At 64.5% G+C, this 15,290-nt stretch carries 15 protein-coding genes; 2 read left to right on the forward strand and 13 right to left on the reverse strand.

Annotated features, from left to right (window positions below; all coding sequences use genetic code 11):
- Positions 1–52: 52 nt before the first annotated feature.
- From NKI61_RS25515 to exbB, 11 genes are all read right to left on the reverse strand, one after another.
- Complete coding sequence (locus NKI61_RS25515) at positions 53–1,003, reverse strand: hypothetical protein (RefSeq protein WP_352749134.1); 951 nt, start codon at positions 1,001–1,003, stop codon at positions 53–55.
- Positions 1,004–1,131: 128 nt separating this feature from the next.
- Positions 1,132–2,913, reverse strand: coding sequence for an ABC transporter ATP-binding protein (locus NKI61_RS25520; RefSeq protein ID WP_023828710.1), 1,782 nt, complete (start codon positions 2,911–2,913; stop codon positions 1,132–1,134).
- 187 nt (positions 2,914–3,100) lie between these two features.
- The gene (locus tag NKI61_RS25525) at positions 3,101–4,045 is read right to left on the reverse strand and encodes an acetamidase/formamidase family protein (RefSeq protein ID WP_352841449.1); all 945 of its coding nucleotides are present in this window, start codon (positions 4,043–4,045) and stop codon (positions 3,101–3,103) included.
- Positions 4,035–5,630 (reverse strand): ABC transporter substrate-binding protein, encoded by a 1,596-nt coding sequence (locus NKI61_RS25530; RefSeq protein ID WP_444849001.1) that lies wholly within the window; start codon positions 5,628–5,630, stop codon positions 4,035–4,037. The genes NKI61_RS25525 and NKI61_RS25530 overlap by 11 nt, the downstream gene beginning before the upstream one ends.
- A 76-nt stretch (positions 5,631–5,706) precedes the next feature.
- Complete coding sequence (locus tag NKI61_RS25535; RefSeq protein ID WP_023668591.1) at positions 5,707–6,627, reverse strand: ABC transporter permease; 921 nt, start codon at positions 6,625–6,627, stop codon at positions 5,707–5,709.
- 13 nt (positions 6,628–6,640) lie between these two features.
- Positions 6,641–7,543 carry an ABC transporter permease gene (locus NKI61_RS25540; RefSeq protein WP_023681457.1) on the reverse strand — a complete coding sequence of 301 codons (903 nt, stop codon included), beginning with the start codon at positions 7,541–7,543 and terminating at the stop codon, positions 6,641–6,643.
- Positions 7,521–8,135: an ANTAR domain-containing response regulator gene (locus tag NKI61_RS25545; RefSeq protein WP_352841452.1), complete on the reverse strand. Its 615-nt coding sequence runs from the start codon at positions 8,133–8,135 to the stop codon at positions 7,521–7,523. Before NKI61_RS25545 ends, NKI61_RS25540 begins: the two co-directional genes overlap by 23 nt.
- Positions 8,132–9,226 carry a transporter substrate-binding protein gene (locus NKI61_RS25550; protein WP_352841454.1) on the reverse strand — a complete coding sequence of 365 codons (1,095 nt, stop codon included), beginning with the start codon at positions 9,224–9,226 and terminating at the stop codon, positions 8,132–8,134. The genes NKI61_RS25545 and NKI61_RS25550 overlap by 4 nt, the downstream gene beginning before the upstream one ends.
- A 171-nt stretch (positions 9,227–9,397) precedes the next feature.
- Positions 9,398–10,354 carry an energy transducer TonB gene (locus tag NKI61_RS25555; protein ID WP_352841456.1) on the reverse strand — a complete coding sequence of 319 codons (957 nt, stop codon included), beginning with the start codon at positions 10,352–10,354 and terminating at the stop codon, positions 9,398–9,400.
- Positions 10,351–10,809: a TonB system transport protein ExbD gene (gene exbD, locus NKI61_RS25560; protein ID WP_352841458.1), complete on the reverse strand. Its 459-nt coding sequence runs from the start codon at positions 10,807–10,809 to the stop codon at positions 10,351–10,353. Before exbD ends, NKI61_RS25555 begins: the two co-directional genes overlap by 4 nt.
- Positions 10,810–10,815: 6 nt before the next feature.
- Positions 10,816–11,793, reverse strand: a complete 978-nt coding sequence (gene exbB, locus NKI61_RS25565; protein WP_352674398.1) for a tonB-system energizer ExbB — start codon at positions 11,791–11,793, stop codon at positions 10,816–10,818.
- A 343-nt stretch (positions 11,794–12,136) separates the two neighbouring features.
- Between exbB and NKI61_RS25570 the strand changes: the two genes are divergently transcribed.
- Complete coding sequence (locus NKI61_RS25570) at positions 12,137–12,805, forward strand: cysteine hydrolase family protein (RefSeq protein WP_352674412.1); 669 nt, start codon at positions 12,137–12,139, stop codon at positions 12,803–12,805.
- Positions 12,806–12,890: 85 nt separating this feature from the next.
- Here the strand turns inward: NKI61_RS25570 and NKI61_RS25575 are convergent, their stop codons facing one another.
- Positions 12,891–13,847 carry an LLM class flavin-dependent oxidoreductase gene (locus tag NKI61_RS25575; protein WP_352674400.1) on the reverse strand — a complete coding sequence of 319 codons (957 nt, stop codon included), beginning with the start codon at positions 13,845–13,847 and terminating at the stop codon, positions 12,891–12,893.
- Between the two features lie 158 nt (positions 13,848–14,005).
- Positions 14,006–14,161 carry a hypothetical protein gene (locus NKI61_RS25580; RefSeq protein WP_023670454.1) on the reverse strand — a complete coding sequence of 52 codons (156 nt, stop codon included), beginning with the start codon at positions 14,159–14,161 and terminating at the stop codon, positions 14,006–14,008.
- 233 nt (positions 14,162–14,394) lie between these two features.
- Between NKI61_RS25580 and NKI61_RS25585 the strand changes: the two genes are divergently transcribed.
- Positions 14,395–15,162 carry an SDR family NAD(P)-dependent oxidoreductase gene (locus tag NKI61_RS25585; protein ID WP_023686096.1) on the forward strand — a complete coding sequence of 256 codons (768 nt, stop codon included), beginning with the start codon at positions 14,395–14,397 and terminating at the stop codon, positions 15,160–15,162.
- Positions 15,163–15,290 lie beyond the last annotated feature (128 nt).

Genomic DNA, 15,290 nt, shown 5'->3' on the forward strand with positions numbered 1-15,290 from the left:
CGGCCGGCTGCCATCAGCTTGCGGATAAACCGAGACGCCACGAATGAAGCCATCAGCGTGTCCATGGTCTCAGCACATTCCATTGGCGGGTGCTATCGGCCCAGTGAACCACCGGCAGCACCAGCCGCTGCAGCGTGGCGGCCGCGCCGGCCACGGCAAGTGCTGCAAGCGAGCGGCGCGGAACCGTGTCGGCGAGAAAGGTGCGCGCCGACTGGAAGCTCATCTGGCCGATCTGCAGCACATCGTCGCCGCGCCCGTAGTCGAGTTCCTTGCGGCAGAACTCGTTAAAGGTCTCCTCGCGGTGCTTGGCCGTCTCGTCGAAGGTTTTCTTCAGATCGTCCGAGCCGCCCGTATAGGCATTGGTGATGACGAAACGCTCTTCGTCGAAACCCGCTTCGGGGCCGACGCCGAAGACATGGCGGTGCCGCGCCATGATCTGCCGCGCCAAAAGCACATGGGTCAGCGAGCGCCGCGCGCCGGCATGCGGTCCGGGAAACACATTGCTGAACGCCTCCGCGACCATGCCGACGACGGCCGGCACCTGGCTGACGTTGGAGATCCAGATCGGCCTGAACTGGTTGCGCAAAAACATCAGGAAGCAGGTCAGGCCGTAGAGGATCCAGCTGAGACCGCGGCTGCGCTCGTCCGGATCGATCATGACCAGACCGAGGTGCAAGACTTCATAGGGCTTGCCGGCCAGCGAAATCTCCATCAGCGCCAGCGCGTTGAAGGCGATCGGCCGCCCGTCGCTGCGGCGATAGACGATGGTGATGATGGAATGTTCCAGCCGGCTGCGGTCACCGGAAAACACGCCATAGGTCAGGCTGCCGAACTTCAGTGTCTTGGACGCTACCAGCCGCAGATCGCTGCTCAGCTGCTCCAGTTCGGCAGCCTTCATCCAGCGCCCGGGCCGCTCCACGACACGCGTCTCGTAGTCGGCGGATACGCGCATGCGCACATCCATGAACCGACCCGGCAGCAGCTGCAGAACCGCCTTGAGCACTGTTTTCCCCCAGGGCAAGAACGCCGACCGTATAGTGGCCGTCATCTACCTAAGGCGTGGTAAACCCGAGATGACAAGTCCTGGTTGTGCTTAACAAGGTAAAGCTGCAATCGCCAGCCAGTGCGGGCTCAGCTTTCCGCAGCAACCAGATGGCCGCCTCCGACATCGTTCAGCGCCAGCTTCAGCGGCGCCTCCCCGATCCTGCGGGTGGCGCTCGGGATTTCCTGGTCGAGGCGCGCGAAGCGCGTTCTGCGCTGCGCCGGATCGGGCACCGGCACGGCGTCGATCAGCCGCCTGGTGTAGGGATGGCGCGGGTTGGAAAACACCTGGTCGCGCGTGCCCATCTCGACGATCTGGCCGAGATACATGACGGCAACGCGGTCGGAAATGTTCTCGACCACCGCCATGTCGTGCGAGATGAAGAGATAGGCGACGCCGAATTCGCGCTGCAATTCCTTCAGGAGATCGAGCACGCGCGCCTGCACCGAAACGTCGAGGGCCGAGACGCTTTCATCGGCGATGATCAGTTTTGGTCGGAGCGCCAGCGCCCGTGCAATGCAGACGCGCTGGCGCTGGCCACCGGAGAATTCGTGCGGGTAAAGCTCCATCTGGTCGGCCGACAGGCCGACGCGCTCGAACAGCGCCGCGACCCGTTCCCGGCGCTCGTCCTTCGAGGCGATGCCATGGATCACCAGCGGCTCGGCGACGAGCTCGCCGACGCGCATGCGCGGATCGAGCGAAGCGAAGGGATCCTGGAAAATCATCTGGACGTCACGGCGCACCGCCTTGCGCTCGTCGCGGCCAAGACCGGAGAGATTGCGCCCGCCAATGACGATGTCGCCGCTATACGGCGCCAGTCCGGCCAGCGCCTTGGCGGTCGTCGACTTGCCGCAGCCGGATTCGCCGACCAGAGCAAGCGTTTCGTTGGGCGCGATCGAGAAGCTGACGCCCTCGACGGCGTGGACGCGGCGGGTGACCTGGCCAAAGATGCCGCCACGCAGATCGAAGCGGACATGCAGGTCGTTGATCTCGGCGACATTGGCCGGTTTCAAGACGTCAATCGCATCCCTGGATTTCTGTCGACCGACGCCACTGCCGATGCGCGGCACGGCAGCCAGCAGTTCGCGCGTATAGTCGGCCTGCGGCTGGACAAAAATATCCGATGTCGTGCCTTCTTCGACCATGCGGCCGTCGCGCATGACGATGACCCGGTCGGCCATTTCGGCAACCACGCCCATATCGTGGGTGATCAGGATGACGCTGGTGCCATGCTGGCGCTGCAGGTCGCGCAACAGCTCCAGCACTTCGCCTTGCACGGTGACGTCGAGCGCCGTCGTCGGTTCGTCGGCGATCAGCACGTCGGGCTCGAGCGCCAGCGCCATGGCGATCATCACCCGCTGGCGCATGCCGCCGGAGAGTTCGTGCGGAAACTGCTTTAACCGGCTTTCCGCCTCCGAAATGCGCACCGCCTTCAACGCCTCGATGGCGCGCCGGCGGGCTTGCGCCGACGACAGGCTGGTATGCGCCTCGATTGATTCGGTGAGTTGCCGGCCGATCGACAGAACCGGGTTGAGCGAGGTCATCGGCTCCTGGAAGATCATGGCGATGCGGTCGCCGCGAATGCGCCGCATCTGGCGTTCGTCGAGGGTTGCTAGGTCGGTGTCGCCCCGATTCCCATCCCGAAGACGGATCATGCCTGACGATATGCGCGCCGCCGGCTGCGGCAAAAGCTGCATGATCGCCAGCGCGGTCATCGACTTGCCGGAGCCGGATTCGCCGGCAATGCAGAGCGTCTCGCCGCGCGCCAGCGTCAGCGACAGGTTGGAGACGACATCGCGCTCGCCGTCCTCGCCGCGCACGCTGACGGAGAGGTTGGCGATGGAGAGGATGGGGTTGTCGGCGAGGGTCATTGTGGGTGGAGCCCTGCGACGGATTGGTTCCGTCGCACCATTCGCACAAACCTTGGCGCTGACCCCCACTCGGACCTCCGGTCCGACCTCCCCACAAGGGGGAGGTAGGGCGGCAGCGCTTTACCCTCCCCCTTGTGGGGAGGGTCGCTGCGAAGCAGCGGGGTGGGGGTGCAGCGCCGACCTGACATCATTCAAACACGCAACGCGGAAAATAGAACGACACCACCCAGTTCGGCATGTCGACGATCTCGCTGATGCGCAGATCACCACACACCGAGGCCAGCATATAGGCCTCGACCGGATCGATCTGGTAACGCCCAGCGAGCAGATCGACCATCTGCTCCACCGCCTCCTTCGCGCCCGCCATCAGATCCGGCCCAATCCCCGTCGTCACCTCGTAACCCTTGGCGTCGAGATGGCGCGTCACCGGACCGGCGGTGGTGAAGCGCGGCGTCTTCAGCCTGGCGTCCTTGACAAGGTCGAGCTTGAGCACGACGTCCATCGGGCTCTCGATCGCCGTGCCGCAGACCTCGCCATCGCCTTGTGCGGCGTGCGTATCGCCGACCGAGAACAGCGCGCCGGCCACCTCAACCGGCAGATAGAGCGTCGTGCCGGCAGCGAGATCGCGGATGTCGAGATTGCCGCCGACCCGCCGTGGCGGCACCACCGAGTGAAGCCCCATCTCAGCCGGCGCATTGCCGATGGTGCCGGCGAACGGCTTCAGTGGTACGCGCGCGTTTTTCCCGAACAGCGCCGGTTCGAGCGCGGCTGCATCGTATTTCCAGATGTTCAGCGCCGGTTCCGTGAAGTCGTCGGCGAGCAGGCCGAAACCGGGAATGTTCGCCGTCCAACCGAAGCCGGACGGTTTGAACATCTCGATCGTCACCTTGAGCGCGTCACCCGGCTCGGCGCCCTCGACGAAGATCGGCCCGGTCACCGGGTTGACCCCGGCGAAGTCGAGCTTGACGATTTCGGCGACCGTGCTGTCGGCGTTCAGCTGGCCGCCGGCGGCATCGAGGCACTGGAACTCGATGGTCGCGCCGGGCGCCACCCGCTCGGCCGGGACAAAGGAATTGTCCCAGCCGAAATGGTGATGGCGCCCATGGATGGTGTAGTCGCAGCTATTGCACATCTTTTACGTACACATTGTCATAGTTGATCGGGATATGGACCGGGTCGACATAGAGGTTGTCGGCGCCGCCCATTCGGGCGGATTTCATGGTGAAGCGCTGTTCGTTGAAGACCGGCGCCCAAGGCGCGTCTTCCATCACCTTGTCGTAGATGGCGCTCCACATCTTGTCGCGTTCGCCGGCCTTTGCCGGGTCGACCACAGAATCCGCCTCGGCCGCCTTGGCGTCGAGGTCCTTATTGCAGTACCACGACCAGTTCCAGCCGCCCGGCACCGCGCCGGCGCAGCCGAGGATCGGGCCGTAGAAATTCGACGGATCGGGGAAGTCGGCGATCCAGGCCATGCCGCCCGACCAGATCATCGGCGCGCCGGCCTTGTCACCGCCGGCGGCGATGACATTGGCCTGCGCCAGCGACTGGATGCTGGCCTTGATGCCGATGGCCGCCAGGTCCTGCTGGATCGCCTGGGCAATGCGCGGGTTGGGATCGGTGTTCATGGCGAACAGCTGCGTGTCGAAACCATCGGGATGACCGGCCTCGGCCAGCAGCGCCTTGGCCTTGGCTACGTCATAGGGATAACCTTTGTATTCCTTGTCGTAGCCCGGCATCGACGGCGGCAGCGGCTGGTTGGCCGGCACGGCGCGGCCGTTGATGATCTGGATGATGCGCGCCTTGTTGAGCGCCATGTTGACGGCCTGACGCACCTTCACATTGTCGAACGGCGCCATGGTGGTGTTCATGGTGACGTAGCCGGTGTGCAGCTGACCGCCTTCGACGACGCGCGCCTTCTGCTCGGGATCGGCCATCACCTCCTGGAATTTTGCCGGCGGAATGCCGTCGCCGGGCACATCGATCTCGCCCTTCTGCAAGCGCAGCAGCGCCACGATCGGTTCCTGGCCGATCTCGAAGGTGATCTTGTCGAGATGCGGCAGGCCCTTGTGCCAGTAATCCGCATTGCGCTCGAAGACGATGCGTTGGCCGAGTGTCCACTCGGCGAGCTTGAAGGCGCCGGTGCCCACCGGATGCTTGCCGAAATCGGCGCCATATTTCTCGACCTCTTCCTTCGGCACGACATGGGCGAAATTGATGGCCATGACATGCAGGAAGGTGGCGTCGGGCCGGGTCAGCTCGAACTTCACCGTGTAGGGATCGACGACGGTGACGCCGGAAAGGCCTTCGGCCTTGCCGGCGGCGACATCGTCATAGCCCTTGATCGAGCCGAAGAAGCCGGCGCCGGGGCTCTGCGTCTTCGGATTGGTGACGCGGTCGAGCGAATATTTCACGTCGTCGGCCGTCATCTCGCGGCCATTGTGGAATTTCACGCCATGGCGCAGCTTGAAGGTAAAGGTCTGGCCGTCGGGCGAAATCTCGTAGCTTTCTGCCAGATCGGGTTTCAGGTTGGTGGTGCCTGGCTCGTAATCCATCAGCCCATCGAACAGGCTCTTGATCATCGACCAGTTCTGCCAGTCATAGCCGATCGCCGGATCGAGGGTCGCAACATCGTCCTTGTAGGTGATGGTGATGGCGCCGCCTTGCTTGGCGTTGGGATCGACCGTGTCTTCGGCGCGGACGCTTGTCATGCCGAGCATGAGGGCCAAGGCGGATGCCGCGACTGTGGATGCGAGAAACTTTTTCATTGTTGTGTTCCCTTTCTCTGTTTCATTTTCATCTGAGCTTGATGCGGGGATCGATGAACGGCGCGATGATGTCGGCGAGCAGATTGCCGAGCACGATGGCGAAGGCCGACACCAGCGTGACGCCCATGATGATCGGAATGTCGACGCGCTGGATCGCCTGCCAGGCCAGCTGGCCGATGCCGGGCCAGCCGAACACGCTTTCGACGACGACGATGCCGCCCATGAAGATGCCAATGTCGATGCCGATCATGGCGATGACCGGGAGGATGGCATTCGGCAGTGCGTGGCGGAAAATAATGGCGCTGCGCGCCAGGCCCTTGGCCCGCGCCGTGCGGACATAATCCTGGCGCAGCACGTCGATCATCGACGAGCGCATCATGCGCGCATACCAGCCGGCGCCGAGTACGCCCATGGTCAACGACGGCAGCACCAGATGGCGCCATGTGCCGTAGCCGCCGATCGGAAACCAGCTTAGCCGCACGGCAAAGACGTAGAGCAGCAATAAGCCGACGACGAATTGCGGCGCCGAGACGCCGACGAAGGAGGCCACCATCAGGGTCTGGTCGGTGGCGGAGCCGCGCTTGACGGCGGCGATCAGCCCCATGCTTAGACCGATCAGCAACTCGCACAATATGGCGCCCACCATCAAAAGCAGGCTGGCCGGCAGCCGCGAGACGATGAGCTCGGTAACCTCCGAGCGCTGGATGTAGGAGCGGCCGAGATCGCCGCTGATTAGCTTCGTCAGGTAGTGCCAATACTGGACGACGAAAGGCTGGTCGAGGCCGAGCTGCTGGCGGATGTTTTCCACTGTCTGCGGCGTAGCACTGCGGCCGGCGATCTGGCGCACCGGATCGGCCGGCAGCAGATAGAGCAGCGCAAAAGTGATCAGCGAGACGCCAAGCAGGATGAGCAGCGACTGGATCAGCCGGCGGCCGAGATAGGCGATCACGACCGGCCCCCCATTATTCCCGGCCCCTTTGCGTCGGATCGAGGATGTCGCGCAGCGCGTCGCCGATCAGGTTGAAGGCCAGCGCCAACGCCAGGATTGCGGCGCCGGGAAAGAACACCAGCCAGGGCGCGGCCTGGAAATAGGTCTGGTTCTCGAAAATGATGTTGCCCCACGACGCGGTCGGCGGCTGCACACCGATGCCGAGGAAGGAAAGCGTCGCCTCCAGCAGCACCGTGGTCGAGATGCCGAGCGTGCCCCAGACGATGATGGTCGGCAGCAGATGCGGCAGGATGTGGCGAAATAGGATGCGCGGCGCACTCGCCCCGATGCTGCGCTCGGCATCGATGAACTCGCGCTCGGCCAGCGACGATGTCTCGGTGTAGATGACACGCGCCGTCTGCACCCAGTTGACCAGCGCGATGACCATGGCGACGATCCACAGGCTGGGCTGAAACACTGCCGCCAGGCAGATGGCGAGCAGCAGCGCCGGGAACGCCATCATCAGATCGGTGAAACGCATCAGGGCGCTGCCGATCCAGCCGCGGAAATAGCCTGCGGTGACGCCCACCAAAGTGCCGATCAAAAGCGCCACGCCATTGGCGACGATGCCGATGATCAGCGAGGTGCGGGCGCCGTAGAGGATGCGGGTCAAGAGGTCACGTCCGAGCAGGTCGGTGCCGAGCCAGTACTGGGCGCTGGGCGGCAGCGGCGAGCCCTCGATGGTCAGGCCGTCGAACATCTGCTCGTTGGGGTCATAGCCGGTCAGCCGGGGCGCCAGCACAGCGCCGGCAAGGACAATGGCGACGATGACCAGGCCGAGCAGCGCCAGGCGGCGTTTCACCAGCCGGCGCCAGACACCGGCGCGCGGCTTGACCGGCATGCGCACCGGTAGATCAGGCGCGATGGGACTGGTCATCGCCGCCTTCTTCCCCCGTTGCTTCCTCGCTTGTCATTGCCACGATGCGACGCGCGGCATCCTCGACGCTGATCTGCCAGCTCATCGCCAGCGATCGCAGTTGTGCATAGGCACGCTCGTCATCGCTGCCTTTCGACAGCGCCGTCACCGCGCGCACAATGGTCTGGCGCTCGGCGACGCGCTGGCGCAGCGACGCTATCTCGCTGGCTAAATGTTTTCGTGCCTCGAAACTCTGTCTCGCGATCAGCAATGCGCTGTACACACCGGCATTGCCGACCGGCTTCAGCAGCTGCGCATCGGCCTTGTGCGACAGCGCCCATTCGATACGCCCCGGCGCCTCGGAACCGATCAGCGCCACCAGCGGCATCGGCGCCTCGCCCGGCTTCCACGGGAATTGCTCGTCGAAACCGAGATCGGCATCGAAGAAGACGAAATCGGCCGCGAGAGCTTCCGGCGGCAATTCCGGCCAGCAGTCGATCGTAGCCAGGCCGATGGCCGACAATTGCCTGGTGATGGCCTGCACCGTCGGATGCGGGCGATGCAGGATGAAAGCCCGCGCGCCGCCGAGATTGGGGATGCGCGTCCGGGTCATGACACCACCCTCAGGCGCGGACCGCCGAATGTCTTGGCGGGGTCGTAGCGCGACAGATAGGGATCCGGCGCGACCTCATCCTCCTGGCTGACGACCTCGAAGAAGCCATCGGCGATCCGGCCGATGATCACCGGCAGCGTCGCGTGCTGGGAATGCGCGTCGATGGCGATCGGCCCGAGCCGGGTCGAGAAGCGCCGCTCGGCGAAGGCTTTGGAAAATTCCGCCGGGCCGGCATCGGCATCGCGCGACAGCACGTCGGCCATCACCTGCACCGAGGCATAGGCGGAGGCCTCGAAGGACGAAGCGAAGGCAGCCGGCCGGGGCGCGAAATAGGGCCCGACCGACAGATGCCCTTTCCCTGTCTCGCCGATCGCCGGCAACTCGCCTTCGGTGAGGTTGCAGGAGATGACGGGGCAGTTTTCCGGCCTGAATGCCGCATCCTCATCGCCCAACTCGCGGTAAGCCGCCAGGAAGGCATACGACGAGGTGCCGATCAGATTGTTGAGGATGAAGCTCGGCCTCGTCGCCCGGATTTCCGCGATCAACCGCGACACGTCGGTCTCGCCGATGCGCAGATAGCGCTCGCCCAGCACTTTGCCGCCGGCATCCGCGATCAGGTCGCGCGCCACGCGGTTCATCTCCCAGCCCCAAATGTAGTTCGAGCCGAGCAGGAAGCCGTTGGCGCCGAAACGCGGCACGACATGCGCCATCAGCGGAACCAGATGCTGGTTGGGGCAGGCGTGCATGTAGACGACATGCTCGTTGGCCTCGAACCCTTCATAGGGGCAGGCATACCAGAGCATGCCGCCGGCCTTCTCCAGCACCGGGATGGTTTCCTTGCGGCTCCACGAGGTGACGCAACCGACGACATGGCGCGCGCTGCTGGTCCTGAAAATGTCCTCGCACAAAGTCGCGTAGCGATCGGCATTACTTTGCGGATCGCGCTCGACCGGAACCAGTTCGATGCCATAGCTCCGATCGGCATTGATGTCGGCGATGGCGCGCATGGCGCCCATCCGGCACGCATCGGAGACCAGCTGGTAGCTGCCCGAGCGGGAATACAGGATGCCGATCTCGATACGCCGTTTCAAACCGATCCTCAGAAATGACAATGCCCCGCAGCCAGCGCCGGAGGGCGAGGCATACGAGGCATATTTGCCGCCCGGCGACCAAGGCCGGTATTTTGCGCTAGCGTATTCGGTCCGGCGGGTCAGTCAAGCGGGAAAGTACATGGTCATGGGATCGGCCTTGTCCGGCTGCTTCTAGTTCCGCAGCGTGAACATCAAAGGCGCCACGACAGCCGTACCGGCCTTCTCAGGCGGTGGCGCGGGCACCGTCGCACCCTGCAGAATGCCGAGCGCGGCGCGATCGAGATCGGCGTCCCCCGAAGATCGTGTCAGCCGGACGGAGGTCACCTTGCCCGAAGCGCTGACGACGAAGGTCACATTTGCGGTACCCACGGCGCGCCGCGACCTTGCCGCGCTCGGGTAGCGCTTGTGCCGATTGATCCATCCGATCAGCTGGGAGTTCCATTTGCTTGCACTGACTGATGATCCTCTCGATTGCGAAGCCTTCGGCGCCGACGCCTTCGCCGCTGCCTTTTGATCGACACTGGCGGTCACGACCGCTTTCGCCGGCGCGGCCTTTTCCTTCTTCTCTTTCGGTTTCGGCTTGGGTTTTTCGGCAGCCTTCTTCGCCTTCTCGATCGGCTTGGCCTCCACCGGCTTGGTCTCCACCGGCTTGGTCTGGGGCGGCGGAATGACCACATCCGGCGCTATGGTCGGGACGATGTCGGGCACCACCTCATCCAGCGGCGGCGATTCATCGGGCTGCTCGGCCGCTGCCGTCTCGATCGGAGCGGCGGGTTGAACCGCTTCCGTCTTCTCGGTGACCGGCTCTGGCTGACCGGGCTCGGGCTCCACGACGGGCTTGAGTTCGGCACCCGCCTCCTCGATCTGGTTCGGCGGCTCGGGCGTCACCACGTCGGCCATCGAGTCCTCCTGCACCGCTGGCGCCACCATCATCGGCGACAGCTCGATAGTCACAGCCGGCGGCGGGCCGCCATCGGCCATGTTGGCCAGGCTGAAGCTCTGGACGGCATAGACGATCGCGACATGCGCGCCGACAATGACAATGGCCGCAGCCGCCCACAAACCGATCTCGCGCGCGCCGGCGCCCGGCGGGTCGGCGGTGGGAACGGCGGCGGCCAGTTGCGTCACGGGGCGGCGCCTGGTTGCGGCGGGGATGCGTCCGCTGGCACCGTCTCCAGCCCGACCAGCGCGATCTTCAGATAACCGGCGCCACGCAGCAGGTTCATCACCTCCATCAACTCGCCATAGCCGACCGCCTTGTCGGCACGCAGGAAGATGCGGGTCTGCTTATCGCCCTTGGTTCTGCCGTCGAGCACGGAGGCAAAAGCCTGGCGCGGCACGCTGTCATTGCCGATCGCGAGCGTCAGACCGTCCTTCAGCGTCAGGAACAGCGGCGTTTCCGGCCGCGGCGCCGGTGTCGCGGTCGAACCCGGCAGATCTACATTGACGTCGACTGTCGCCAACGGGGCAGCGACCATGAAGATGATCAGCAGCACCAGGATGACGTCGATGAACGGCGTCACGTTGATCTCGTGGCTTTCCTCGAGATCGCCGTCGACAGTCTCGCGAATTCTAGCCGCCATGGCCCATCACTCCGCCGCCAGCGCGGGCGCCTGCGGCACCGTGCGGAAATCGAGATCGCGGCTGACCAGCCGTTCGACCCCGGCCGAGGCATCGGCAAGGAGCTGCCGGTAGCCGGCTATCGACCGCGCAAAGACGTTGTAGATGACCACCGCGGGAATGGCCGCGACCAGGCCCATCGCCGTGGCGAGCAGCGCCTCGGCGATGCCGGGCGCGACGACCGCGAGGTTGGTGGTCTGCGCCTGCGAGATGCCGATGAAGGCGTTCATGATGCCCCAGACGGTGCCGAACAAGCCCACGAAGGGCGCCGTCGAGCCGATCGTCGCCAGCACGCCGGTGCCGCGCGACACGCGCCGCGCGGCCGCCGCCTCGATGCGCGACAGGCGCGACGTCACGCGTTCCTTCAGCCCGTCGCCGGTAACATGGCCGAGCGCACCGGCCGAAAGGGCAGTCTCTTCCTCGGCTGCCCGCACCAAAAGCGCACCGGGGCCGCCACTGTTGCCAAGCGAGCGCCCGGCCTGGCGCAGTGTGGCGGCATTGCCGATGGCGCGCGCAGCGCGCCGGGCGCCGAGCTTGCCGAAGAGAATCTCCAGCGATTTGGCCAGCCACACCGTCCAGGTGACGAGCGAGGCGAAGGCCAACCCGATCATCACCGCCTTGACGATGATGTCGGCGGCCATGAACATGCCCCAGGGCGACAGATCGTGCGGCAGCGTCAGCGATATTGCCGAAGGCTCGGCCTGCGCGGATGCACCGGGCTGGTTTGCCGGCTGGGGCGCGGTCGGCGCCGCCTGCCCGGCAGTTGGCGAAGCCGGCGCGACAGGCGCAGCCGGTGCGGGCTGTTCGACTACGGTTGGCGCCGACTGGGGATCTGCAGCGGGCACCGTCGTCACCCTGGGCTGCGTGTTTGGCTGCTCTTGCGCAGCAGCGCTGCCGGCCGACAGCATGACCGCGGCCAGCGCCGCCAACAAACCATTTCTGGACACGCTTCGTCCTCGCTTCGTCATTGCACGTAACCGATCGGCTGGCCGGTGACGGGATGCGGGAACACCCCCATCTCGACCCCGAAAACTCCAGCCACGGATTCTGGCTTCTCTCAAACGCGGCACCGCCGCTGGAAACAATTCAGGCGGCCGAGTGCCCCTGCTTGACTATAAAACATGAGCTTTGTAGTCAACAAACAAGATGGCTTTTTGGCCGACGATTGTGGGCGCGATGTCTCAACGGCACATCGTCCTGGCATCGGTCTACCTGGTGTCGTCGCACCGAGGGATGGACGGCCCAGGGTTGCTGGGCCACGATACCGGGCAGCAATTGAGGCAGGCTGCGATGATCAAGGCGATACCGTTCGATTTCCCCTATGACGGCCGGCTGGTGCCGGCAAACACCGCGCTGCTGGTCATCGACCTGCAGGAGGATTTCCTCTCGCCGACCGGCTATTTCGCCAGGAAGGGTTATGACCCCGCGCCGCTGCGCGCCATCCTGCCGACAGTTAACCGACTGATATCAGCGGCACGTGCGGCCGGCCTCACCATCATTTACACCAGGCAGGGATATCGCGGCGACATGGCCGACATGACGCCGTACGAGAGATGGCGCCGCAAGCGGGCGGGTCTCGAAGGCACCGACGTGCTGCTGCGCTCCGGCCCCGGCTTTCAGATCGTCGCCGAGATCGACGTCGCGCCGCACGACATCATCGTCGACAAGACCTGCAACAGCGCCTTCACCTATACGGATCTGGAGCTTGTGCTGCGCGCACGCGCCATCACCCATCTGATCTTTTCCGGCTGCACGACCGATGTCTGCGTGCACACGACGCTGCGCGAGGCCTGCGACCTCAATTTCCAGTGCCTGACCATCGCCGACGCCTGCGCCAGCGGCGACCAATACGCGCATGACGCGGCGCTGCATATGGTGACGGTGGAGGACGGGGTGTTTGGTGCGCTTACGGAATCTGGCGCGGTGCTGGAGGCGCTGGCAGTACTGAGTGGTGATTAGACGCTGGCGGGACAGCACCCCTCTGCCCTGCCGGGCAGAGGGGGGTGACGGAACGCTACGAAATAGCTTTCATTCACCCGCAAATTCACCCTGCGTGAATATCCGACCCGCCCCGCGAGGCAAACGCGCCGGGCTGCGGCACCTCCGCCTCCCGGCGTGCCAGCGAGTTGCGCAAGAGCGCGATCGTCTCGCGGCCGACGCCGGCGATCTCGCGCGGCCGGTCGACACCGACGATCATGAACTCGCTGATGCCCAGCGCCGCATAGGGCAGCAGCGACAGGGCGATCTGCGCCGGTGGTCCGGAAAGTTCGACCGCCTTGTGGCCGACGGTAGAGGCGCCACCCTCCGAGCGGACCCGGACCGGAAGCGCAAAACGCAGCTTGCCGGCGCGGCCATGCTCGGCGGCGGCGCTGCGCGCCCGTTCCATCAGCTGGCGGATCTCGTCGAGCGAACCAGCCGTGAGTTCAAACACGTCGGCATGGCGGCCGGCAACCTTGAGCGCGGTGCCGGACTGGCCACCCATGCGGATGATCACGTCGACGCCATGGGGCCCCTTGCGCGGCACATAGCCACCCTTGATGCTGTAGAATGCACCTTCATGGTCGAAAGGCCGGTCGTTCGACCACAGCCGCTTCAGCAGCACCAGATATTCGTCGATGCGCTGCCAGACCACGGTGTGGCCGACCGGACGCGTCTCGGCATCGTCGTCATCCAGCGGCTCGCTCAGCATCCTCAGCGCCAGCCGGCCGCCGCTCCTGGCGTCGAGCGCCGCCAGTTGCCGCGCCGCAACGGCTGGCGCGATCACGCCGGCCCAGTGCGTCAGCACCACTTCCAGCGACGAGGTGCGGTCCAGCGCCTGGGCGGCGATGTCCATATTGGTCAACAGCCCGGCCGGGTCGTCGACGACGATGTTCTGGAAGCCGGAATCCTCGATCAGCGACAGCTTGGTCGCCGTCTCGACGAAATCATAGAAGAACGGTACGGCCGAACCGGCATCGGCGGCGTGCGTTTTACCGGGAACATGCGTGAACTCGATCGGCATTGCCATCTCCTCCATCACGTTGGATGTATGTCGCCCCCGGTTTTGAGACGACGACATGCGTAAAAACAAGCATCAGCGCCAAAGCGCGTCCGCGTTCGGTTCATCAACTCCGGTCACTCACTGAAAGCGCTAGGTCGCCACCCTTTCGGCCTGATCGGTCAGGGAATCAAGCCGAGCACGACTGCCCCGGTGAACACGAACGCAAGGGCAAAGACGAGATAGGCGAAAGCGCCGGCATAGGCCGGGCGGAAAGCCTGGCTATTGGCCAGCCTCTGGCTGGTGCGGTCCGTCTCGGCGTTCTGGATATAGGACATATCGACCTCCGTCTTGCGGATTAATCTATAAAATCAGTAGACTTTGTCGAGTGCTATTTTTTGGAGATGTGTAGAATGATTTTCTCAGTATTCCTTATTATTTGGCTTGGCATTGCTGGGAGACCCCTGTTGGAGACAAGCGAGCGACAAGCTTGGCCGACGTCTGCATAGGCGATAGCATCGCCATTCCGGCGTAAATGCGGATTATTTCGATCGGGAACGGGGAACAGAACATGGGTACAAGACTAGCCGGCAAGATTGCAATCATCTCGGGCGGCGCGACCGGAATGGGCGGAGCGGCCTCGGAATTGTTCGCCGCCGAAGGCGCCAAGGTGGCGATCATCGACCGCAATGGCGAGGCGGCGGCAGCCACTGCGGCGGCGATACGCGCGCGGGGACATATCGCCGAACACTGGGTGGCCGACGTCTCGGACGAGGCGCAGGTCGAGGCCGCAGTGAAGGCGGCGACTGCCAGGCTCGGCCCGGCCACGGTGTTGTTCAACCATGCCGGCACCATCGTGATAAAGCCGTTCCTGGAGACGACAGTGCAGGAATGGGACTGGCTGCATGCGGTCAATGTCCGCTCGATGTTCCTGATGACGCGCGCCGTGCTCCCGGGCATGATCGCTGCCGGTGGCGGTTCGATCGTCTGCACCTCGTCGATCTCGGCTGTGGCGGCCACACCCATGGAGGTGCTCTACGACACCACCAAGGGCGCCTGCCACATGTTCGCGCGCGCCATCGCAGTCGAATTCCGCGACCGCAACATACGCTGCAACGCCGTCTGTCCCGGCTTCATCCGCACGCCGCACGGCCTGCGCGAGGTCGCCGATCTCGGCAAGCTCGGCGTCGACGTGTCGGACGCCGCATTGGCCGCACAGCAGGGCCGCATCGGTGAGCCGGAGGAAGTGGCCAAGGCAGCGCTGTACCTCGCCAGCGATGAGTCCAGCTTCGTCAATGGCACGCATCTGTTTGTCGATAATGGTTTTACGGCGATGTGAGTATCCCAGGCTTGGCGCCCTTCCTCTCCCCCGTCGATCGGGGGAGAGGAAGGGCTGTCCGAACCGGATAGATAGGTAACAGAATGGACCGATAGCATGGGTGACAGTTTTCTTGTCCGCCGGAGGAC

It is taken from the genome of Mesorhizobium sp. M0514 (assembly GCF_040321145.1).
Taxonomy (GTDB): domain Bacteria; phylum Pseudomonadota; class Alphaproteobacteria; order Rhizobiales; family Rhizobiaceae; genus Mesorhizobium.

Excerpts from the sequence above, each read along its gene's own strand:
- exbD (WP_352841458.1), bottom strand. The coding sequence starts at position 10,809 with ATGGCGGCTAGAATTCGCGAGACTGTCGACGGCGATCTCGAGGAAAGC.
- NKI61_RS25585 (WP_023686096.1), top strand. The coding sequence starts at position 14,395 with ATGGGTACAAGACTAGCCGGCAAGATTGCAATCATCTCGGGCGGCGCG.
- NKI61_RS25575 (WP_352674400.1), bottom strand. The coding sequence starts at position 13,847 with ATGCCGATCGAGTTCACGCATGTTCCCGGTAAAACGCACGCCGCCGAT.
- NKI61_RS25530 (WP_444849001.1), bottom strand. The coding sequence starts at position 5,630 with ATGCTCGGCATGACAAGCGTCCGCGCCGAAGACACGGTCGATCCCAAC.
- NKI61_RS25580 (WP_023670454.1), bottom strand. The coding sequence starts at position 14,161 with ATGTCCTATATCCAGAACGCCGAGACGGACCGCACCAGCCAGAGGCTG.
- NKI61_RS25540 (WP_023681457.1), bottom strand. The coding sequence starts at position 7,543 with ATGACCAGTCCCATCGCGCCTGATCTACCGGTGCGCATGCCGGTCAAG.
- NKI61_RS25570 (WP_352674412.1), top strand. The coding sequence starts at position 12,137 with ATGATCAAGGCGATACCGTTCGATTTCCCCTATGACGGCCGGCTGGTG.
- NKI61_RS25525 (WP_352841449.1), bottom strand. The coding sequence starts at position 4,045 with ATGTGCAATAGCTGCGACTACACCATCCATGGGCGCCATCACCATTTC.
- NKI61_RS25520 (WP_023828710.1), bottom strand. The coding sequence starts at position 2,913 with ATGACCCTCGCCGACAACCCCATCCTCTCCATCGCCAACCTCTCCGTC.
- NKI61_RS25545 (WP_352841452.1), bottom strand. The coding sequence starts at position 8,135 with ATGACCCGGACGCGCATCCCCAATCTCGGCGGCGCGCGGGCTTTCATC.